Source organism: Cecembia calidifontis (assembly GCF_004216715.1).
Lineage (GTDB): Bacteria > Bacteroidota > Bacteroidia > Cytophagales > Cyclobacteriaceae > Cecembia_A > Cecembia_A calidifontis.
Window position 1 is genome coordinate 816,066 of the sequence record NZ_SGXG01000001.1, and the last position, 19,893, is coordinate 835,958.

At 41.2% G+C, this 19,893-nt stretch carries 20 protein-coding genes and 1 pseudogene; 12 read left to right on the forward strand and 9 right to left on the reverse strand.

All coding sequences use genetic code 11. The features are described 5' to 3' along the window. The first annotated feature begins 172 nt into the window (after positions 1-172). Together BC751_RS03490 and BC751_RS03495 are read left to right on the forward strand one after the other, a co-directional pair. Complete coding sequence (locus tag BC751_RS03490; RefSeq protein ID WP_130274349.1) at positions 173-844, forward strand: class I SAM-dependent methyltransferase; 672 nt, start codon at positions 173-175, stop codon at positions 842-844. Positions 845-1,314: 470 nt separating this feature from the next. Beyond that, positions 1,315-3,363, forward strand: coding sequence for a ligand-binding sensor domain-containing protein (locus BC751_RS03495; protein WP_130274350.1), 2,049 nt, complete (start codon positions 1,315-1,317; stop codon positions 3,361-3,363). On the opposite strand, the pseudogene BC751_RS03500 reads toward BC751_RS03495, so the two are convergent. Continuing rightward, positions 3,281-4,792 (reverse strand): annotated as a pseudogene (locus BC751_RS03500) (IS1634 family transposase). The gene BC751_RS03495 and the pseudogene BC751_RS03500 sit on opposite strands and share 83 nt — an antisense overlap. 193 nt (positions 4,793-4,985) lie before the next feature. Between BC751_RS03500 and BC751_RS03505 the strand changes: the two are divergent. From BC751_RS03505 to BC751_RS03515, 3 genes are all read left to right on the forward strand, one after another. Continuing rightward, positions 4,986-5,963 carry a triple tyrosine motif-containing protein gene (locus tag BC751_RS03505; RefSeq protein ID WP_130274351.1) on the forward strand — a complete coding sequence of 326 codons (978 nt, stop codon included), beginning with the start codon at positions 4,986-4,988 and terminating at the stop codon, positions 5,961-5,963. Positions 5,964-6,020: 57 nt separating this feature from the next. Next, positions 6,021-6,383, forward strand: a complete 363-nt coding sequence (locus BC751_RS03510; protein ID WP_130274352.1) for a hypothetical protein — start codon at positions 6,021-6,023, stop codon at positions 6,381-6,383. A gap of 234 nt (positions 6,384-6,617) precedes the next feature. Continuing rightward, positions 6,618-7,148, forward strand: coding sequence for a hypothetical protein (locus BC751_RS03515; protein WP_165389786.1), 531 nt, complete (start codon positions 6,618-6,620; stop codon positions 7,146-7,148). Positions 7,149-7,242: 94 nt separating this feature from the next. Here the strand turns inward: BC751_RS03515 and BC751_RS03520 are convergent, their stop codons facing one another. Together BC751_RS03520 and BC751_RS03525 are read right to left on the reverse strand one after the other, a co-directional pair. After that, positions 7,243-7,692, reverse strand: coding sequence for a hypothetical protein (locus BC751_RS03520; RefSeq protein WP_130274354.1), 450 nt, complete (start codon positions 7,690-7,692; stop codon positions 7,243-7,245). 270 nt (positions 7,693-7,962) lie between these two features. Continuing rightward, positions 7,963-8,682, reverse strand: coding sequence for a head GIN domain-containing protein (locus BC751_RS03525; RefSeq protein ID WP_130274355.1), 720 nt, complete (start codon positions 8,680-8,682; stop codon positions 7,963-7,965). A 207-nt stretch (positions 8,683-8,889) separates the two neighbouring features. Between BC751_RS03525 and BC751_RS03530 the strand changes: the two genes are divergently transcribed. Both BC751_RS03530 and BC751_RS22220 read left to right on the forward strand, forming a co-directional pair. Continuing rightward, a complete protein-coding gene (locus BC751_RS03530; protein ID WP_242617351.1) occupies positions 8,890-9,300 on the forward strand; it encodes a very short patch repair endonuclease in 411 nt (136 codons plus the stop codon). Next, positions 9,281-9,358 (forward strand): hypothetical protein, encoded by a 78-nt coding sequence (locus tag BC751_RS22220; protein ID WP_242617567.1) that lies wholly within the window; start codon positions 9,281-9,283, stop codon positions 9,356-9,358. The genes BC751_RS03530 and BC751_RS22220 overlap by 20 nt, the downstream gene beginning before the upstream one ends. 33 nt (positions 9,359-9,391) lie before the next feature. On the opposite strand, the gene BC751_RS22225 is transcribed toward BC751_RS22220, so the two are convergent. Beyond that, on the reverse strand, positions 9,392-9,961 hold the full coding sequence (locus tag BC751_RS22225; protein ID WP_242617352.1) for a hypothetical protein: 570 nt from the start codon (positions 9,959-9,961) through the stop codon (positions 9,392-9,394). Between the two features lie 187 nt (positions 9,962-10,148). On the opposite strand from BC751_RS22225, the gene BC751_RS03545 reads away from it, so the two are divergent. After that, positions 10,149-10,862, forward strand: a complete 714-nt coding sequence (locus BC751_RS03545) for an HNH endonuclease (RefSeq protein ID WP_242617353.1) — start codon at positions 10,149-10,151, stop codon at positions 10,860-10,862. A gap of 3 nt (positions 10,863-10,865) precedes the next feature. Here BC751_RS03545 and BC751_RS03550 read toward each other — a convergent pair whose 3' ends face one another. The 3 genes from BC751_RS03550 to BC751_RS03560 all read right to left on the reverse strand — a co-directional run bounded on the left by BC751_RS03550 (position 10,866) and on the right by BC751_RS03560 (position 12,862). Next, a complete protein-coding gene (locus tag BC751_RS03550; RefSeq protein ID WP_130274356.1) occupies positions 10,866-11,363 on the reverse strand; it encodes a hypothetical protein in 498 nt (165 codons plus the stop codon). A 13-nt stretch (positions 11,364-11,376) separates the two neighbouring features. Beyond that, entirely contained in the window at positions 11,377-11,649 is a 273-nt protein-coding gene (locus BC751_RS03555; protein ID WP_130274357.1) for a hypothetical protein, read from the reverse strand. A gap of 364 nt (positions 11,650-12,013) precedes the next feature. Next, positions 12,014-12,862 carry a hypothetical protein gene (locus tag BC751_RS03560; protein WP_130274358.1) on the reverse strand — a complete coding sequence of 283 codons (849 nt, stop codon included), beginning with the start codon at positions 12,860-12,862 and terminating at the stop codon, positions 12,014-12,016. Positions 12,863-13,258: 396 nt separating this feature from the next. On the opposite strand from BC751_RS03560, the gene BC751_RS03565 reads away from it, so the two are divergent. Continuing rightward, positions 13,259-14,182, forward strand: a complete 924-nt coding sequence (locus BC751_RS03565; RefSeq protein ID WP_130274359.1) for a DUF4097 family beta strand repeat-containing protein — start codon at positions 13,259-13,261, stop codon at positions 14,180-14,182. Between the two features lie 101 nt (positions 14,183-14,283). On the opposite strand, the gene BC751_RS03570 is transcribed toward BC751_RS03565, so the two are convergent. After that, a complete protein-coding gene (locus BC751_RS03570) occupies positions 14,284-15,276 on the reverse strand; it encodes a dipeptidase (protein WP_130274360.1) in 993 nt (330 codons plus the stop codon). Positions 15,277-15,372: 96 nt separating this feature from the next. Here BC751_RS03570 and BC751_RS03575 point away from each other — a divergent pair, with 96 nt between their 5' ends. Beyond that, a complete protein-coding gene (locus BC751_RS03575) occupies positions 15,373-15,885 on the forward strand; it encodes a 3-hydroxyanthranilate 3,4-dioxygenase (RefSeq protein WP_130274361.1) in 513 nt (170 codons plus the stop codon). Positions 15,886-16,135: 250 nt separating this feature from the next. Here the strand turns inward: BC751_RS03575 and BC751_RS03580 are convergent, their stop codons facing one another. Further along, complete coding sequence (locus BC751_RS03580) at positions 16,136-16,624, reverse strand: DUF6702 family protein (protein WP_130274362.1); 489 nt, start codon at positions 16,622-16,624, stop codon at positions 16,136-16,138. Between the two features lie 90 nt (positions 16,625-16,714). On the opposite strand from BC751_RS03580, the gene BC751_RS03585 reads away from it, so the two are divergent. Together BC751_RS03585 and BC751_RS03590 are read left to right on the forward strand one after the other, a co-directional pair. After that, positions 16,715-17,296 carry a HupE/UreJ family protein gene (locus tag BC751_RS03585; RefSeq protein ID WP_130274363.1) on the forward strand — a complete coding sequence of 194 codons (582 nt, stop codon included), beginning with the start codon at positions 16,715-16,717 and terminating at the stop codon, positions 17,294-17,296. Positions 17,297-17,348: 52 nt separating this feature from the next. After that, the gene (locus BC751_RS03590) at positions 17,349-19,685 is read left to right on the forward strand and encodes a M1 family metallopeptidase (protein ID WP_130274364.1); all 2,337 of its coding nucleotides are present in this window, start codon (positions 17,349-17,351) and stop codon (positions 19,683-19,685) included. The last annotated feature ends 208 nt before the right edge of the window (positions 19,686-19,893 follow it).

The window sequence follows — 19,893 nt, forward strand, 5'->3', positions numbered from 1 at the left end:
ATACGTTACTGCAGGCAACAAAGATGAATTTTTTCCAAATTGATTGAAAATTCATACTTTTACGGACCAACTTGGGCAAAAATAGCAAAGAATCCTTTTTCCCCGTTAAATTTGTTGGATAAATTTTAAATTCTTCTGATCATCAGTGCTTGCCGCATTCTTCCGTTCTATTATGAGTAACTTTAAGGCCATTTTGGCCCCTTCCGACAATCCGGACTCCTTTGGCTTTGCCATGAGAGAAAAAAGATTCCAGATTTTTGAGCAACTTATCAACCGCAACTTTGACAAAGATCAGGTTATCCGTGTGCTGGATGTAGGAGGAACCGCTTATTTCTGGAAAGACAAGGAGCTTATAAAAAACGGAAGACTTAAAATCACCCTACTCAACTTGGAAAAAGAAAACGGTGTCCCTGAGGGAATGGAAAGTATGGCCGGAGATGCGACAGACCTCAGTATGTTTGAAGACGGACATTTTGACCTGGTTTTTTCCAATTCAGTAATCGAACACCTCTATACCTGGGAAAATCAGCAAAAAATGGCCAAAGAATGTGTTCGTGTTTCCAAAAAATACTTTATTCAGACTCCTAACAAACATTTTTTCATTGAGGCCCATTATGCCATACCTTTTATCCAATATGCCTCTAAAAAATTAACCTACAACGTACTTACTAAGACCAAATTGAGCCGGATGAGGAGATGGAAACCGCAGGATGCCCAACAGTACTTGGACGAAATCCGGCTGATCAACAAAAAAGAAATGAAGAAACTCTTTCCTGGAGCCAAAATTTACAAAGAAAAGATGCTGGGTATGACCAAGTCATTTACGGCGCATAATATGGACTGAGGGACTTAGGGACGGAGAGACTGGGGGACTCAGGGACGGAGAAACGGAGAGACGGAGGGAAAAAGGGATAAGGGATTGGGGGTTAAAGGATTAAAGATTAAGGGTTAAATGGTTATTTTTCCTGAATCAAATGCAGGTCAAAATTTCAAAATGTTGGATTAAATTTCATGACCGAACGAAGGGCAAATCCAATGATCCTGAAAGATTTAGTCGCTACGGAAAAGACGATTTCTCCCGTCCTTGTACATTTTTTCCTTTCCAAATAATTCTTTTTCGGCATCATTTATGATTAGGTATCTTTCGCCGCTTTTATTTGCAGGATCTGGTTCTGGAAAAATAAATTTACTTAACGAAAAAAGCAGAACTTGTAAATAGACTATTGAAGGACTTGGCAATTGGAGAAATTTGGGATTTCTGAAAGGAAATTCCAAGACCCTGTCGCCAAACTGTGTGGGAGAAAAAACCTGGAAATGAATAGACCGAAAAAGGAAATAAAACTGCTGACTATAGTGCTTTTTGTTTTTTACTTGTTGGCAGGAATTCCACTTGTTGGCATGGAAGATGATTTTTGGGCTTCAAGGGAATTCAATCCAAAAAACTTCACGGTAAGCACCTGGAACAATACCAACGGTATTCCGCATAATACCATTTATGCACTGGAAAAAGACCAAATGGGATATACCTGGTTGGCTACAGAGGAAGGGCTGACAAGGTTTGACGGATCTTCAACTGTTATTTTTGAGCCTACCAACTCCCCTGAACTCATTGAAACCTCCTATTATAATTTTTTCCCGGTTCCAGGTAAAGGAATTTGGGCCACTGGGGATTTCAGCTTGGTTTTGCTCAACAAAACCATCAAAAAGGTCATCAATTGTCATAGCATTACAGCATCTTCTTGGCTTACTTCTGTGTCAGAAGACCGCAATGGGGATGTTTGGATCGGAACCAAGGAGGGAAAAATTTTCCGGTATCATGATGGTTCATTTTCTCCCCTTTCCTTGTGGAAAAATTTGGGAAAAGATCCTATTAGCAGCTTATTGGCAATCAACGATTTATTATTGATCGGAACAGATTCAGGGCTTTTTATTTACGATAAAAACAAGGAGAATTTGGAGAGGCTTCCGCAAAGCCCCAATAATGTTAAAAACATATTTCAATCAGGCAAGGATATTTTATTTGGAGCAATAGGGAGCGGTTTGTGGAAAATGGAGTCCGATCGAACAGTTACCTTGGTTACTAAGGAAAAAGAATTGGCAGGAATTGATTATAGAAGCCTCAGGTCTGATAAGGAAGAAAGAATTTGGGCCGGTACAGAAAAGGGCGAAATACTGTTGATCGAAGACGGACATGTCAAACACCTCAATTTTCCTGAACTTGCCGAAAACCCGATCCGAAAACTGTTCATAGATGGAAATCACTTTTTTGTTGGAACACAAAGCAAGGGCTTAATGGTATTCAAAGAGTCTCTTATCCAAAAATTTGAACACCCCCTGCTATCCAATAAAAATATCCGGCCTATCTTCCAAGCCAATGACGAAAGTGTGTGGATAGGCACAAGAAGCAGCGGAGTTTTTAGGATCTCTGAAGGAAAAACCACGGTCTTTGATGCTTCCAAGGGAATGGTTCATGAAGGCATTCTTTCCCTATATGGGGATGAAACAAATATGTATGTAGGAACGAGGGAAGGGCTATACAGGATAGGCCTAAAAAGCAATACCATCACCGAAGATTATCACCTCAGCCAAGCTTTTCCCAGATATCAAATCAATACGATTACCAGGGACAATACGGGAAAAATTTGGTTTTCTGCTGCCCATGGAGGGGTTTATTACCTTGACAAAAGCAATCAGATCCAGGCAATAAATCTACCGGATGATTTAAAGAAAGTAAACTTTATCAGTTCGTACCTGCTGAAAAACGGTGATTTGGTTTTTGGTTCTGAAAGTTATGGGCATATCATTATCAGGAACGGAATAGTGGTACAGCGCAAAGCGCTAAATCTTGTTCCTGGTGAAAATATCATATACACTTTCTACGAAGACAGCGAGGGAGATCTTTGGCTGGGCACGCAGGGTGGTTTGATGTTGGAAAAAAATGGAAAGATCTCCTTAATCAGGAAAGAACATGGCCTTATTGCAAATGGAATATATTCTATCACCAAGGACAATTTGGGTCAACTCTGGATCAGCAGTAATTTTGGCATACAGAAATTCCCCGAAAGTGAACTGAGCCGCTTCAAAAACCAGGGAGAAGAGGATTTCTTTTTGGCTTCAGAAACCTTCAATGACAAACACGGAATGAGCAACCTGGAGACCAATAGTAGGGTATCTCCAGCCTCATTTATAATGAGCAATGGACAGATCTGGATACCAACCATTGAAGGAATCAGCATCATCCAACCCGAATCCCCTGACTTCGACACTGGGACACCCAAAATCAAAAACCGAACATTTTTGCGAGTTTTTGTTGACTTTCGTTCAAAAATAGGGTCTTTCTCAGCTTTTTACCTGAAGATTTGAGCTGTATTTCAACAGTGTAAATCCCTTTTGCTATTTCTATGGCTTTCTGAGGAGAAAGTTTTGGTCCTTTTTCCAATTACTGCCTTTCCAGTTCCTTAAACACTTTGTAAGCGACGAATGCGATGCTTATATGTGCTTCGATCCTGCGTTGTTTATAATGGAAAACAGGCCTGACTTTGATTTCATTTTTGGTTATCCTGAAGGCCTTTTCTATTTTCCAAAGGTTGTTGTAATTCTCAATGACCTCGTCTTTGTCAAGGTTTGTGTTGGTAATATACCCTTTGAGACCGTCCCATTTCCCATCCTGTTCAAACTTTTCAATATCAAGGGCAATCTTTACCTCCCCTTCCATTTTAAGATACTTGTTATAGCCCCTGTTGTTGATGTGGCTTTTGTTGAGCTTTCCTGATTTTAACTGTTTCTCGAGCTTTTTAAGACCTTTCTCCCTGTTGATCCTGTCTTTTTTGGCTCTTCTGTCTGAATAACTGACAACCATTCTGAGCCCGTCCTCCCAATCCAGCAGCCTGCTCTCGCCGTTTTCAAGTTCAAAAGCCAATATCCTCTCTTTACTTTTATCAGGGGAAGCTTTCAGCCTTGCTCCCAGAATAAACTCGTAACCGTTGTCCCGTAACTCTTTTACATTGCTTTTTGACAGTAAACCTGAATCGGCAACAACAATCGGAGCAGGTAAGCTATACTTCTTTCTAAAAGCTTCTATCACAGGGATCATCGTATGCCCTTCAAACTTGTTTCCCTCAAAAATCTCATAAGCCAGAGGATATCCCTCTAGTCCAACCAGCAGACCCAAAACAATCTGTGGATTTTGATGCTTTCCCTCCTTGGAAAAACCACTCTTTCTAAGATCATCTTCATGATCCACTTCAAAATAAAGCGTAGTAACATCATAGAAAACGATATTGATACTCCCTCCGAGTATTCTCTTGGTATGTTCAAAGCTGATCAGCTGGACCGTTTCCTTATAGTTGTTGTAAAGCTTGTCCATGTACCTGTAAAGGTCCTGAACCTGGAATTCGAGGCCGTGGTAGGTGAGCAGGTAATCACAGGTTTTAAGCTTGCTGGCAGGAAAACAGATCCTGGAATATACCAGCCACCTGAAGATATCATCTTGGATTGCGCTGAACCCAATATCATTGAAAATCCTGTCCAAAAGCAGCTCGGTACCTGAAACAGTGATGTTTTCAACACTTTCCAGAACAGAATCGGCAATCCGTTCTTCATCACTGAAGGGGATTTCAAGTGCTCCTTTATGGTTTTTTATCCATTCCTCCCCAAGAATAAAAAGTCTTTCAACCTCAGATCGATCAGAACTGCTTCCGATCGTTTTTACAACCTTGCTTTTACCTTTGATCTTCTCAATTACCTGAACACTGATCTTGCCACTTTTATTGGGTTTTCTCCGAACAAACATGCCTAAAAGTACAAAAAACCACCCCGGGACACCCAAATTGAGAATCTGAAAATTATAATGATCTATATTTCAATACTTTATGTAAAAATGGGACTGACGACTGTCGAAGTCAGGAAAAAATGGAAAGATCTCCTTAATCAGGAAAGAACATGGCCTTATTGCAAATGGAATATATTCTATCACCAAGGACAATTTGGGTCAACTCTGGATCAGCAGTAATTTTGGCATACAGAAATTCCCCGAAAGTGAACTGAGCCGCTTCAAAAACCAGGGAGAAGAGGATTTCTTTTTGGCTTCAGAAACCTTCAATGACAAACACGGAATGAGCAACCTGGAGACCAATAGTAGGGTATCTCCAGCCTCATTTATAATGAGCAATGGACAGATCTGGATACCAACCATTGAAGGAATCAGCATCATCCAACCCGAATCCTTCAGGGAAAGGAAAACCTATTCTTTGTTTTTCTGGGACCAACTAAAATTTGGAAATACATTTTCCAACATAGAAAACGGATTAAAAATTGATGCCGGAACGAGGAATTTTTCTATCACCTTCTCTATTATTGATTATGAAGACGAAAACCAGAGTTCCTATTTTTACAGGATAAAGGAAGTGTCTGAAGACTGGACTTATCTCGGAAAAAGGAAAGAAATTTTCTTCAATCTTTTACCTCCAAAAACCTACACTTTGGAAGTCAAAAAACTGGATAGAGGAAAAATAGCAGACATTTACAGCCTAGAATTCCGTGTCCTTCCATTCTTTTACCAAACCCTGCTTTTTAAGATATTATGTTGCCTGACAATTATTCTATTGGCGATATTCTTCATCAGCTATTCCCTAAAGGTGAAACTTGGGAAACAGCTCGCATACAAGGTGCAGCAAAGGACCAAGGAAATCGAAGAAGCTAACCATAAACTCGAAAGAGCCGTCAAACGCATCGAAAGGCAAAACAAGAGACTTAGGGATACCATTTGGCATCAGTCCCATACCATCAGAGGACCATTGACCAGGGCAATGGCAGTCATCAATTACCTGAAAGAAATTGAGGAGCATGAAGAAGAATTGAGCAAAGAAGAGCTTTTGGCTGAAGTGGAAAAATCCTTACAGGAACTGGATCAGAACATCCGGCACATCAATGGACTTCTGCAGGAACAGAACAAAGAACACTGATGCATTTTGTCTAAATTTATGGTATAGATTTTGACAATATTTATTCAAAAAAGAAGTATGGAAAAAGGACGTTTACATGGAATCTTGGCCGGAGCCTTGGGCTTTTGGATGGTCATCCTTTCCATTACGTTTCCTTTATTTCCTAAGGATTATAATGACAATCTGACAGCGTCCACTTCCCAAAGTGACGAACTGGCTCCAAGGGAATTTAGTTCGCATTTTTTGCTCTCATGGGATGGATTGGAAAAACCTAACTTTCCGACCAAAGCCTATTGGACAGCTGTTGCCTTTCTTTCGGGAGCTTGGTATGCTATCCATGCCCTGACCGAATCCTTGAATACCTGCCACAGGAACCAGCAATGGATAGAGTTGGCATTTGGTGTCAGGGAAATGAAATTCCCCACGCATTTTTTCTGGTAAGCCGCACCCCTGCCCTTCAGCAATCTTCATTATCATAGATTCCTTTGGGACTTTAGGGGGAATTGGTCAGTAGTTTCACGCTGCGGACGCAGCGCATTCGCAACGATCCCCGCGAGAAGTAATTAATTTCTTTTGACAAAAATCCCAAGACCGGAAATCCTAACCAAGATTGCTGCCCTTCATCCTGCCCGGAGAGGGAAAATTAAGCTTACCTATAACATTCAACCAGGACCCATGATTTGGATCCTACAACCCTGTAATGACATGTTCGATATAGATATCACTACATTGGCCGTTTCGGCCGTATTAACCATTGCATTTATCGCTCCATTCTATTGGAATTACCGAAAAATGAGCCAAAAAGAAAAAAAGCTGGATCAGCTGATCCAAAACTTAAAAGCAAGCAAAGGCATAAACCTGAGCGTAAAAGATTATTGGAACAACCAGTATTTTATCGGCTTGGACCCCACGAAAAAGATCCTCGTTTACTCATCCAATATCCATGACCAAGACCCATTGATCTTGGACTTGAATCAGGTAAAGGGTATAAAAATGGAGGAAAAACACCATGAATTCAACAAAAGGAAAATTGTAGATGAACTAAACCTGATCGTTCATCCCATTCACAAAGCAGCATTCCCTATTGAATTCTATGATGGGGAAAAGTTCTCTTCATTGGATACAGAACCAGTGCTGATCAAAAAGTGGGAAAAACTGCTCAAGCCTTTGCTGAACAGGGTACCCGAGAAGCAATTGAGCGCATAAATTGTTATTTTTTTCTCCGACCCAGCATCCATTAGACCTCAAAAGGTCTTTTGGGTGCTTTTTTTTGAAATTATGGGCGTTGTTTTGGCCAACTTTACTTTGCTTCTCCTTTAGACAATTTCATAGATTCCCTTCGGGTCATATTTTTGATAAACTCCACTTTCCGGAAACGTAATGCACTCCAATCTTCATCTATGGCCACCTGTCTTACACCTTCCAGGTTATGGTTACCCATAGCTGACCAGCCCGTATCCCTGTTGAATTCGCAACTGTATTTTTTGGAGGAGGCTTTTGGGTAGCAGTACCACAGCACTGCATCCCCTTCCAGTTTTGGGTAAATGGCCGCAATGCTGCTCTCTATTTCATGGAGGGTTTTGACAAAAACCATGACAAACTGCAGGTTATCAACGCCTTCCAATGATTTAGAAATTTGGGTTTTGGGAGCCATTTGCTCCAACTCACTTTCAAAAGACTCAGGACTATTGATTACAAGGATCTGCGAATGGTTTTTGAAGTTCAGTTTTTTAAATAATGGCGTTATCATCTTTTTCCAGTTGACTTGAATTCTATCCCCCTTCAAATGGGCCTTTTAGGCCATTGATTATCATTAACATTCCTTTTTATCAAGAGCTATTAAAAGGTGGCCGTTCAGGCCTTTGGCATTTTTCATGCATCCGACCCAATTATTAATGAACCCCTTACACCCTTAACTTCTTTATGATTTTTTCGCCAGTATTTCTTTGTCCCGTCCCGAATTACTTGCTTCTTATTTCTTGTCTCTTGCCTCTTGTTTCTTGCTTCTAATCTCTCCTTTTTAATTCCGATTCACCTTCCCCAACCCGCTAACATTCTCTGTCACCTGCTTGGGGTTACCGGTATAGTTGACAGCACCTATGCCACTGACATTCATGATCAGTTCTTCTTCGGCATGTACAGATATCACCCCTATACCTGAACTGGCAAGTTCCACTTTTTGGCAGATCAATTGGGAAGCATCAATGTTCCCAACGCCCTCGTTTTCGATGAGGAGCTCTCTGGAAAAGCCTTTGAGCTCCATATTTCCCACAAAATTGAGTCTTGCTTCCACCAATTCAGCTTCCAGTTCCAACACGATATTGCCCACACCTTTTCCGGTAATCAGGAGTTCATCCAGGTCCAGCATGCTGCTGGTCTTGATCTGCCCTGCCCCTTCAAATTCCAGTTCGCTCAGGTCCTTCAGCTGCAGATAAACTTCGATTTTTTCATTCTTTCCCCAGGATTTTTGTCCTTCTTTGAGACTGATGGAAAGCAGGTTGCCCCGTTGCTCCACCCTGAGCTCATCTATCAATTTTTGATCCCCTTCCATACGGAGAGACTCCGAGTCACCTTGAGAAATATAAAGGTTGATAATTCCAGATACCCTGAGTCTGGAAAAAGGCTGCAAAGGTCTTTCCTCTTGGACTTGCTCCCCTTTGGAGCGGGATTCTTTGACTTCACAGGAGAACAGTAGTCCCCCCAGCAAGGCCATGAACAGTAGGACGGTATATTTTTTCATAAGCTGTGGTTTTGAAGGGTACAGAATCTTATTTTGTTCTAAATCGGACAATTATTTGCTAAATTGGAGTTTATGATATCCAATATACTGAATTATAGAGAATAAGTGCTTTTTTATGCAAAATTGATTGTGCCACAAAGACGCCAAGGCAGGAAGTTTTTTGATTAAATTTTTCGACTTTTATAGGAAAAAGACAACTCCCTTCCTGTGGACAAAAAACCCAAACCCTATAGCGAACCAAAGATTAAGGTACCCCGCTTTTCGGAGGCAGAGGGGTTTTATACTACCCCTCAGCGGTCTTTCAACATGTCCCAGATCAAAGGCAAGAATACTCAACCTGAAAAACTGCTCCGGAAAGCCCTTTGGCATGCGGGAGTGAGGTACAGGAGCAACAAACAAAAACTCCCCGGCAAGCCTGACATCAGCCTGATCAAATATAAGCTGGTGATTTTTGTGGACGGTTCCTTCTGGCATGGACATGACTGGGAAAAAAGAAACCATCAAATCCAACCGGGACTTCTGGATTCCCAAAATAGAAAGGAACAGGCAGCGCGACCGCGAGATCAATCAATACTATCAGTCAAAAGGCTGGACCGTACTGCGGTTCTGGGATTTTGAAGTGAAGAAGGAGTTGGGGAGCTGTGTGAAAAGGGTGGTGGATATATTGGATAGTTAAGATTTAGAACAAGGCTGATGCTTTCAATTTTCTTTATACTTCATCTTTCCTTTTAACCTCTTCTAAAAACTCCTCTACTTTTCGACTATCAGTAACTTCTACAACCGTCCATTCAAAATTTTCAAATTCGTGATAGTCATGGTCAATCTCAGGATCAAAAGGATGATACTGTAATCTAGGCAAGCCACAATCTTCCGGAACAAAAAACTCATTGGAAATCAATTTCTTTCTTAACTTTTCTGATGCTTTTCGAAGGGTAAAAAAATTAGAATTTGCAAAAACAACCGAACCGAACTGCTTGTAATTTGCTCCGTCCCGATATAGATAATTTAATTTTAGATTCAAAGGCCTTTTCCAATCCCCAATCGGCAACTTATCCAAATATTCCTTCAAATCACTTTCAGTCTCGAAAGAGGCAATGGGTTCCTTTCCAATTTCAAAAAACTGGATCAAGTCAACCAAACTTTCAAAAACCCTAAAATGCTTTCCCTCATAGTTGTAAACATAAACATGTTTGCTTTCTTCAACACTCACCAAGTTTAAGATTTCAATGGTTCTTGAAGAAGAAATGTATTCGATGGTGACGGGAATGATTTTGTTCATTTGGGATTTATTGGCTATTCTTGGAAATAAAATCTTTTCAAAAATATCCACTAAAAATATATTTATAGTTAAGCTTGTAATAAACAGTCAATAATTAGATTTTACGACATTAACCTGATTCCATTTCAATGAAAAAAGGACAGAAACCTTGGACTCGTGAAGAATTAATTTTAGGAATAAACCTTTATTGGAAGCTCGAATTTGGAAAAATTCATCAGGAAATCCAGAGGTCATAAAATTGGCTAAGTTACTCGGAAGAACTCCCTGTTCTATTGTATTTAAACTTGGAAACTTTGGGAGTTTTGACCCCAGTTTACAGGAACGAGGAGTAGGTGGGTTAAAAAATACAAGCAAGCTTGATCAGCAAATTTGGAATGAATTCTACGGCAATTTTGAAGAAGTTGCTTTTGAAAGTGAAAAGCTGAGAGCAAGTCTTGAAAAAAAACCTATTGAGGTTTTAAATGAGATCGATATCTCGGAACTACCAATAGAAGGTTTAGTAAGAGAACAAATTGTCAAAACACGAGTAAATCAAAATTTCTTTAGAAAAACAATATTGGCATCTTATAAAAACACTTGCTGCATTACAGGAATCAATATACCAAGTCTATTGGTTGCAGGTCACATTGTTCCTTGGAGTTTTGATGAAAAAAATAGGATGAACCCAAGTAACGGTTTATGTCTAAATTATTTACATGATAAAGCTTATGAACTTGGACTAATAACAATAGACCCTAACTACAATATTTTAATTTCAAACAAAATTTCAGAAATGGAAAAAACAGAAGCTAACATTTACTTTTTTAGTCAACACCGAAACAAAAAAATAATTTTACCTAGCAGATATTTACCAGATAAAAAATTTTTGGAGCATCATTACGAAACAAGGTTTATAAAATAAAACTCAAAGAATCCTTTCCGGAAAAATCTCCCCAATACCAACCAAATCTAAATCCATAATCGCAATCTCCATCCCCTCAATCTTAAAATCATTCCAAATGTAATACTTAAGAAAATCTCTCATTGATGAAGTAATCTGCTCAAGATCAACTCCATATTTTTCCAAATCATCATCTATCACAGTTACATTATCCATATCCGCAAATCCAAATTGAGCTAACCAATCAATCGGGGCTTCATATTTCAATAAAACACAACGAAAACTATCTAAATAATCAGACTTACCTATTTGAAAATAAAGTTGGCCAGAATAACCCCAATGCAAGTAATTCTTGCCTTCCTTCAATACCAAACCTTCCTCTTTAATCTTTTCATAGGATGATAAATCCGTTGCATGATAAAGTGGAACTGTTTTGCCATACTGAATTTCTAGTGCCTTAAAAAACGCGTCATCTTCTAATGGGTTAAACATCAGTTCATAGATCTTATCCTTCTTCTCCATTGTTAAAAGCTTTTTAAACCACCTGCACCACAATCCCGCCAAACCTATGCTCTTCAGCTTTGCAGGGGATGCCTTTTACATAGCATCTATCTCCAGAATAGGGCTCTCCCGTATCTTTATACTCCCCCTGACAGCCCTGACCGAAGATGGTGGTGTTGTAAAAGGCCAAAGGCCTTCCTTCGGCATCGGTGATAAGGTCCATGCAAGTTCCACAGATGTACTTGGGGTACCTGGAGGAATAATCTACCTCCTGTTGACATATCGGACAATGTTGCTGCTTTTCCATAAATGTTCATTTTGCATCCTTTACCAAAAATTCGAAAAATGAACTGATTAAAAAATTAATTGTCACAAATTGTCGGAAAAATCAAGGTTTCGCGCAAAGACGGAAAGGCGCAAAATCTTGATAGGTAGTCCTTTGGTGATTTATTATTAATAGCCACAAAGGCGTTAAGGCACAAATTGCATTGTGGAAAACTTTGCAATTCTGCGAAAACCCTTGAGTTCTCTGCGGAAAAAAAATGTTTATACCAAGCTGTTGAAGTTTGTAATCCCAAACATTGGTAAATGGGATTTTTTATCCCTCCCATTCCAAAGTTTCAATGTTATTGTTGCTGAATTTGGGGCAAGATTTGGCTCTTTTTTCATTCTTATTGAACTACCCTCACCAACTGATCCATTAACTCCGTCTTCTTGATATAATTGGTGGAATCAATGATTGAGCCTTCCTTCCGGACAGCTACCAACCCAAAATGCTCCAAACACCTGTCAAATGTCCTTAAGGAATAACAGCGTTTGGAATAGGAAGATAGGGTTGACCAACCAGGATTTAGTCCATCTAACAATGCAGGAAAAGCTCTGAAATATTTGTCGGCATAAAAATTATCCAGCCTTTCTTTATCTCCATATTTGGATAATAATATCAGACTGAACCCAAAACCCAAGGGACCTATTGGCCCAACTTCATAACCATCAAAATACCCCCAATTGAACTTATTGACAAATGTTTTCAATAAAAGCAGCAGCAGTTCAAAATCATCCTTCTGCAACTTCTCTCCTTTTTTGGTAAGACTAAGTTTTCCCAGTCTCTTTTTGCCCAAACCGCTTAATTCAATCAAAATCCTCGTCAGGTGGACGGAATTGGCATCTGTCTCCTTATACAACTTGTATAGGCCAGACTCTATTAATTCATCTTCCATAAAACCCTGCCCATACAATTCAGACACCACCTTGGTGGGGAGGTAACCTTTGGAAGTCAGTTTAATCGCACCGGCTTTCTCAATTAATCCACAAAGGTATTTGACCTGATTCAGCAAGGGTATTTGCCTGTAGGCGTCAGAAGTCAACCTTTGGAGCTGAATGGGACTTTGGGGCCCAAAAGGGTCCGATATCAAGATATTCATCATTTCCGGAGAATAACCTTCAAATTCAGGAACAGACCGCTTGTTTTGTTCATCTATGAATTTTTCCAGTTGCTTGTTGAGTTCATTGAGGTCCATAAGGATTTCTGATTTATTAGCAATTTACGATAAATATCGAGTCAGCCACAAAGGCGCTGAGGCACAAAGTCCATTGTGGAAAACTTTGCGATACTGCGAAAACCCTTGAGTTCTCTGCGGTAAAAAATAAATGACTGATCACAAAAAACCTAATTCATCCTGCTTATCTGTAGTTAAAACCTTTTGACCAAGTCTTAATGTTAACATCCTGTTATCAGTGGTCCAAAAATCCTCAGAATCCTTTCCCGAAATGTAAATTCCGAGAAGCCTAAGCCCCATATTAAAAAAACCTCGTGAACTTCAAGGTTAAAACAAAAAGCCTCCCTTAAATTAGCTTGGAAAAAAACAGTTCTTTTCTCATTCCGTAATTATTCCTTATAAAGTAAAATCCTAAACATGAAGTCTTTTGTAATTTTCCTGGCGTTTCTTCTTCCTTCTCTGGTCTTGGCATGGCAAGAAGAAAAACCTTTTCTTTCGAAAGATTTTAATGCTTCAGGGATAAAAGAACTTAAGCTGGAGACAGGGGGACTCAGTGTCAATATTGCTTCTTGGTCAGAAGACAGGGTTTTGATTGAGGTTTTTGCCTTGAGAGACAATAAGGTGCTCAGCCCTAATGACGCCCAACTCAGGAAAAAACTGGAGGATTTGGAATTTGATATGCGACAAGAGGGGGAAAAAGTCAGTCTTCGTGTAGAACAGGCGAAAAGAACCGGAATCAAAATGTCCCGGGACAATATTGTGCTTTTGATCAAAATACAGACGCCAACAGGCATGTCTTCCAACATTCTGAGTGCCGGTGGCGCTGTCACCTTAGCGGGCTTGGAAGGCAACCAACAAATCCAAAGCAATGGAGGAAGTGTACGCGTCATACAGGGAAAAGGAAAAATCCAGGGAGAAACACTGGGTGGGAGCATCCTGATGGATAACTTTACCGGAGATCTGAACCTAAGTTCCATGGGGGGTTCGGTCAGGCTCGAGAATTTTTCAGGAAATCTTGATGTAAAATCCGCCGGGGGAAGCCTGAACCTGTTTGACATGAGCGGAAAAATCACTGCCGAAACAGCAGGGGGAAGTATCCGTGCCAGTTTCCGCGAACCTCTGGAAAGTGTGCATTTGGCCTCCAAGGGTGGAGCCATTGAGGCTTCCTTGCCCCAAGGTCTGGGAATGAGCGTACTGTTCAAAGGAAGCATAGTGGTCAGCCAACACCAGAAATTTGAAGGGGAAAGCAGAAAAACCCTGGTAAAAGGAACCATCAATGGTGGCGGAATTCCGGTAGTTTTCGAAACCTCCGGTGCCAATGTCAGGGTGGACTACCGTTAAACCTGAAAATTCCTAATAAGGAGCAGAAAAATTTCCCGTTGCGACGGTTGCGTCTTCTTTGCGCCCGCTGCGTGAAACCAAGCCTCTTGCATCATTCGGGTTTAAGACTCCCAAACCTTTCCAAAAAAGCGTTGGCAGTTTTTATAGGCCAGTTTTTCCAATTGTTCCCTGCTCAGGCTTTCTGAAAGTTTTTCCAAAATGGAAGGGTATTTTGAAGCATTTTCCACAATAGGAAAGTAAAAGGGATGCCTGCTCGGATCCGGAAAGTCTTTGGTGTAGAAAAAATCAGCGCCAAAACACATTTGTTCTTCTGCCCCCATCTTAAAGCCATAGAGGATATGCTCAAAAATCCTTTCCGGCCTCTCGGTATCCAAAAACGCCCTTAGGAAATTGATACCGATGATACCGTCCCTCTGTATGATTTCCTTGGCAAATTCATCACTAAGGTTGCGCCTGTGGTTCCACTTGCTTCTGAAATTGGAATGGCTGGCAATGACGGGAATGTTGAGTTTTTGCCCATCTATGTATTTGAGAATTCCTTCCGCCAAGAGATCGGAAGTATGGGACAGGTCTATGGCAATTTTTTTCCCGGAGATATAATCCAAAATCCTTTTTCCATCTTCCTTGAGGCCAATACCTTCGGTATAATTTCCACCGCCAAACCTATTTTCGGTATGGTGGGTCAGGCTGATATAGGCAATCCTTCCGGTCATATGGATCAATTTATCCAATTGTTCATAGGCTTGTTGGATCGGTGCCTTTTCATCCGCAAGCCCGGCCGCGTTTTCAATGGCTGCCACCATCCCTATCTTGGAATTCAGGTCTATGGATTTCAGAAATTCGGCATCGGCCTGTACCAGTTCGTGCGAATGGGTAAGGAGCATTACCCTGTACTTGAATGCCTGTCGTACGGCCAATTCCATACTACCTGCTTTGACATCGGTATAAATGGCACAGACCTGCATTTTCACCTGTCCTTTTTGGAGCAGTGGAATGGCACAGGCAATGTCCTCTGATTTTTCAGGGGAAGCATTGGGCGTTTTGGCCAGGTAAGAAAGGATATCACAGTGCGTATCGATGATGGGAAATGCCATGACTTTGAATTTGAATTCCCAAAGAAACCAAAAAAATGAGAGTTTTTTTGATAATTTTAGATTTGAAACCGAAAACCATATTTAATCAAAACACTTATGCCGATCGCCAAACCCATCAACTTTAAAAAATGGATAGAGGAAAACCGTCACTTGCTCAAGCCTCCTATCGGCAATCAGGTCATATACAAGGGCAATGATGATTTTATCGTGATGGTAGTGGGCGGACCCAATTCCCGAAAAGACTTCCATTACAATGAAGGTGAGGAGTTTTTCTATCAGGTGGAAGGCGATATCATTCTCAAAATTGTAGAAGATGGCGAGGTCAAAGATATTGAGATCAAAGAAGGAGATATGTTTTTATTGCCTGCTCGAACACCCCATTCACCCCGTAGGCCGGCAAATACCATAGGCCTCGTGATGGAGCGCTACCGAAGGGAAGGAGAGAAAGATGGCTTTATTTGGCACTGCGAAAAATGCGGCAATAAGTTATATGAAGAATACCATGAGATTACTGATATCGTAAACCAATTGCCTCCGATCATGGAGCGCTTCTGGAAAAACCCGGAGAACACCACCTGCAAAAAATGCGGCACGGTGATGAAAAAGTGAAAAAAGAAGTGAGATGCTAAAAATTGAATCGAGAATTAAGGGAATAATTTAACCACCGATGAATCGAGATGAACTCAGGTTTCTCTTGCCAAAGAGTTAGGGTGTGGATAAATTTGGTTTGTTACTGTGGTGGTTTTAAAAAATTTAGATTTCTTGGTCTAATTTTCGGAAATGCTATATTTCCAAATCCTTAATTTTTTTAAGGTTACCGAAATCTCCCTTCCAACTTCCGAATTCCGAAATCCGACTTTCAAAACCTCAACACCCCACTTTCCTTACCTTTGGTAAGAATCAGACTTTTGGGCTTTTTGTCCAGATAGAAATTCACAATATTTTGCTGCCCTTCAAAGTGCTGCAATAACACTGCATTGTACACCTCCACAGTTTTGGGCAAGGGCACTTTTTCTGCCTCGAGATAAAACCAGGCAGCTTCATCTTCTATTTCAAAACCCAGGTAATTGATCTTCACATTTTGCCCATTGACCCGTATTTCATTCTTATCCAAAAGGTAAGCTTTGGCCATTTCCTCCAGCGCTTTTTTGTCTGAAGGCTTTAGAAAATCAACCTTGGTTTTGTGGATATCTCCCAAGGCTACTTCCAGGTCATCCCAGAAGATTTTTTGGGCTATTTCCAGGCTTTTGTTGTTGGGATTGTACCTAATTTCGGTCAGGCTGATATAGAATGGGTGAAAAAACACCTTCCATCCCAAAAAGAGCATGAAAATATAATTCAATTGCATAGGTATACGGGTAATTTGTTTTCTTTGCAAATTAGAGATTAAATACGCAACCCTAAAAATTAATCGGGATTAAATAGCTTAGAAGAGTAAATGGGACAGTTTCAACTGTATTTTCAATTGGGTATCCAGCATATCTTGGATCTGGATGGTTTTGATCATATTCTCTTTGTGGTGGCACTCTGTGCCATTTACATCCTGAGGGACTGGAAAAAAATCATCATCCTGGTCACTGCCTTTACAGTGGGTCATTCCCTGACCTTGGCCCTGGCCACTCTGAACCTGATCAAAGTAGATACCGACCTGGTAGAATTCCTGATTCCTGTCACCATTGGCATCACCGCCCTGAGCAATATCTTAAAACCCAAACCAAGTACAGGCAAAGGTCTTCAGATCAATTACCTCTTTGCCCTCTTCTTTGGACTGATCCATGGACTGGGTTTCTCGAATTACCTGCGATCCCTTTTGGGTAAGGAAGCTTCGCTTTTTGAACCGCTTTTGGCATTCAATATCGGGCTCGAAGTAGGACAACTTGTTATCGTAGCCATCTTCATGACTGCGGCAGGTATCCTCAATGGCATTATCGGGGTAAACAGAAGGGACTGGGCATTGGTCATTTCCTCCATTGTCATGGGCATGTCCATTATGATGATGATTGACACGAAATTTTGGTAAAAAAATCACTTATTATCCATAAAAGTACCAAAGGGTACTATAAAAACCGCTTATGAAAAAACTACTGACCCTAACCCTCCTCTTAGGAACCGTGCTATTCAGCCTTCCGGCAGCAGCACAGTGGTCTGAGCAGAATCATGCCGAGCGTTTTGAGCAGTTGGGACCGATGCTTCGCTCTCCCAATGTGTACAGAACAGCTTCAGGTGCTCCGGGCCATATGTACTGGCAGCAAAAGGCCGACCATGAGATCGAGGTGGAATTGAATGATGACAACCAATCCATCAAAGGTTGGCAAAAAATCACCTATTACAACAACTCTCCCGATCCATTGAAATACCTTTGGATCCAATTGGACCAAAATGAAAGGGCCAAAGATTCCAACACCCCAAAAATTGCGGAAAGCAAGATCAACCCAAGAATGAATCTGCGACAGATTGAGACCATTCTTTGGCATGATTTGGATCTTGGCTATAAAATCCATTCCGTAAAAGACCTATCCGGCAAAGACATTCCCGTGACCATCGTACAGACCATGATGCGCGTGGACTTGCCACAACCTTTGATGCCTGGACAGCAAATTGAATTTACCGTGGACTGGAGCTTTAATATCCATGACAGGATGAGCTTCATTGGTGGAAGACCAGGTTATGAATATTTCCCTAAAGACGGCAATTACCTCTACACCATGGCAGAATGGTTTCCAAGAATGGCCGTGTACTCCGATTTCGAAGGCTGGCAGCACAAGCAGTTTGTAGGAAGAGGGGAATTTGCCCTTACGTTTGGGGATTACAAGGTAAAAATCACTGTGCCTGCTGACCATATGGTAGGTGCTACAGGAGTCCTGCAAAACCCACAGGAAGTATTAAGCCCCACAGAGCTTCAACGTTGGGAACAGGCAAAAAAATCTTATGACAAGCCTGTCATCATCCGTACACAGGAAGAAGCTGAAAGACTTGAAAAACAAAAATCCAAAGCCAAAAAGACCTGGATATTCCACGCTGAAAACGTGAGAGACTTTGCCTGGACTTCTTCCAGAAAATTCATCTGGGATGCCATGGCAGTAAAACAAGGTGGCAATGATGTGATGGCCATGTCTTACTATGCCAAGGAGGCCAATCCGCTGTGGGAACAATACTCTACCAGGGTGGTAGCCCATACCATCAAATCCTACTCCGCCAGAACATTTGATTATCCCTATCCGGTTGCCATCTCTGTAGAGGCTACCAACGGCATGGAATATCCGATGATCTGCTTCAATTATGGAAGACCGGATGAGGATGGAACTTATTCCGATGCCATCAAGTACGGGATGATCTCTGTAATCATCCATGAAGTAGGTCACAATTTCTTCCCAATGATTGTCAACTCTGACGAGCGTCAGTGGTCCTGGATGGATGAAGGTCTTAATACCTTCCTTCAGTACCTGGCAGAACAGGAGTGGGACAGAAATTATCCTTCCAGAAGAGGGCCTGCCCACAAAATCGCACCTTATATGGCCAGCGAAAGGCACCTTTTGGAACCTATCATGACCAACTCTGAAAATATCATCCAGTTTGGCCCAAATGCCTATGCCAAACCGGCCACTGCCCTGAACATCCTGCGTGAAACCATCATGGGAAGAGAACTCTTTGACTTTGCCTTCAAAGAATATTCTCAAAGGTGGATGTTCAAACACCCAACCCCTGAAGATTTCTTCAGAACCATGGAGGATGCCTCAGGAGTAGATTTGGACTGGTTCTGGAGAGGTTGGTTCTTCGGTACCGACCCTGTGGATATTTCCCTGGAAGAGGTGAAATGGTATAAAATGGACAACCGTACTCCGGCGGAGAAAAAAGCAGACCAGAAAAAAGAGGCGGAAAGGGAAGCATACCACATCTCCATGGATTACAACAAAAAGGATATCCCTCAGACCGTGGTAGAAGCTGATCCGGCTACCCGTGATTTCTACAATTCCTATAATCCTTTTACTGTAACTCCCGAAGATGAGCAGGCTTACAAAAACTTCATGGCTTCTCTAACTCCAAAGGAAAAAGAACTCTTGAACAGTGGATTGAATTTCTATGAATTGAAGTTCAGAAACGTTGGAGGTCTGGTGATGCCTTTGATCATCCAATTCAACTACAAAGACGGAACCTCTGAGGTAGAAAGAATTCCTGCCGAAATCTGGAGACTGAATGAATGGGAGGTAACCAAGGTATTTGCCAAGAAAAAAGAAGTGGCAAGCATCCTATTGGACCCTTACAGAGAGACCGCTGACATCGATGAAGCCAACAATTACTGGCCAAGACAATTTGTACCAAGTAGGTTTGAGCTTTTCAAAGGTGCAGGAGGTGTTCGCGGAGCTTCAGCAGGAGACAATCCGATGAAGCGGGCGAGGAGGAACCGATAAATGGAAGTCGGATTTCGGAAGGGATCCGCACAGATTGTGAAGGCTTTAGAATGAAGTTAAAAGTAAAAGCAAAAAAGTGAAATAGATCAATAAGCTTTTAGTGGTTAAACTTTTCAATGCCTTGGGTTGCACCCGAGGATGAAAAACCCTCCGCTTAGGCTAAATGATGATTTCAGCAACCCCGAAGGAATCGCTTTCCTTCGGGGTT

What these genes read in the sequence shown, in the direction of transcription:
- BC751_RS03590 (WP_130274364.1), top strand. Translation starts at nt 17,349, where the DNA reads ATGAAAAAACTACTGACCCTAACCCTCCTCTTAGGAACCGTGCTATTC.
- BC751_RS22225 (WP_242617352.1), bottom strand. Translation starts at nt 9,961, where the DNA reads ATGAACAAAATCATTCCCGTCACCATCGAATACATTTCTTCTTCAAGA.
- BC751_RS03560 (WP_130274358.1), bottom strand. Translation starts at nt 12,862, where the DNA reads ATGGACCTCAATGAACTCAACAAGCAACTGGAAAAATTCATAGATGAA.
- BC751_RS03515 (WP_165389786.1), top strand. Translation starts at nt 6,618, where the DNA reads ATGATTTGGATCCTACAACCCTGTAATGACATGTTCGATATAGATATC.
- BC751_RS03570 (WP_130274360.1), bottom strand. Translation starts at nt 15,276, where the DNA reads ATGGCATTTCCCATCATCGATACGCACTGTGATATCCTTTCTTACCTG.
- BC751_RS03565 (WP_130274359.1), top strand. Translation starts at nt 13,259, where the DNA reads ATGAAGTCTTTTGTAATTTTCCTGGCGTTTCTTCTTCCTTCTCTGGTC.
- BC751_RS03550 (WP_130274356.1), bottom strand. Translation starts at nt 11,363, where the DNA reads ATGGAGAAGAAGGATAAGATCTATGAACTGATGTTTAACCCATTAGAA.
- BC751_RS03585 (WP_130274363.1), top strand. Translation starts at nt 16,715, where the DNA reads ATGGGACAGTTTCAACTGTATTTTCAATTGGGTATCCAGCATATCTTG.
- BC751_RS03490 (WP_130274349.1), top strand. Translation starts at nt 173, where the DNA reads ATGAGTAACTTTAAGGCCATTTTGGCCCCTTCCGACAATCCGGACTCC.
- BC751_RS03575 (WP_130274361.1), top strand. Translation starts at nt 15,373, where the DNA reads ATGCCGATCGCCAAACCCATCAACTTTAAAAAATGGATAGAGGAAAAC.
- BC751_RS03580 (WP_130274362.1), bottom strand. Translation starts at nt 16,624, where the DNA reads ATGCAATTGAATTATATTTTCATGCTCTTTTTGGGATGGAAGGTGTTT.
- BC751_RS03520 (WP_130274354.1), bottom strand. Translation starts at nt 7,692, where the DNA reads ATGATAACGCCATTATTTAAAAAACTGAACTTCAAAAACCATTCGCAG.
- BC751_RS03525 (WP_130274355.1), bottom strand. Translation starts at nt 8,682, where the DNA reads ATGAAAAAATATACCGTCCTACTGTTCATGGCCTTGCTGGGGGGACTA.
- BC751_RS03495 (WP_130274350.1), top strand. Translation starts at nt 1,315, where the DNA reads ATGAATAGACCGAAAAAGGAAATAAAACTGCTGACTATAGTGCTTTTT.
- BC751_RS03555 (WP_130274357.1), bottom strand. Translation starts at nt 11,649, where the DNA reads ATGGAAAAGCAGCAACATTGTCCGATATGTCAACAGGAGGTAGATTAT.
- BC751_RS03510 (WP_130274352.1), top strand. Translation starts at nt 6,021, where the DNA reads ATGGAAAAAGGACGTTTACATGGAATCTTGGCCGGAGCCTTGGGCTTT.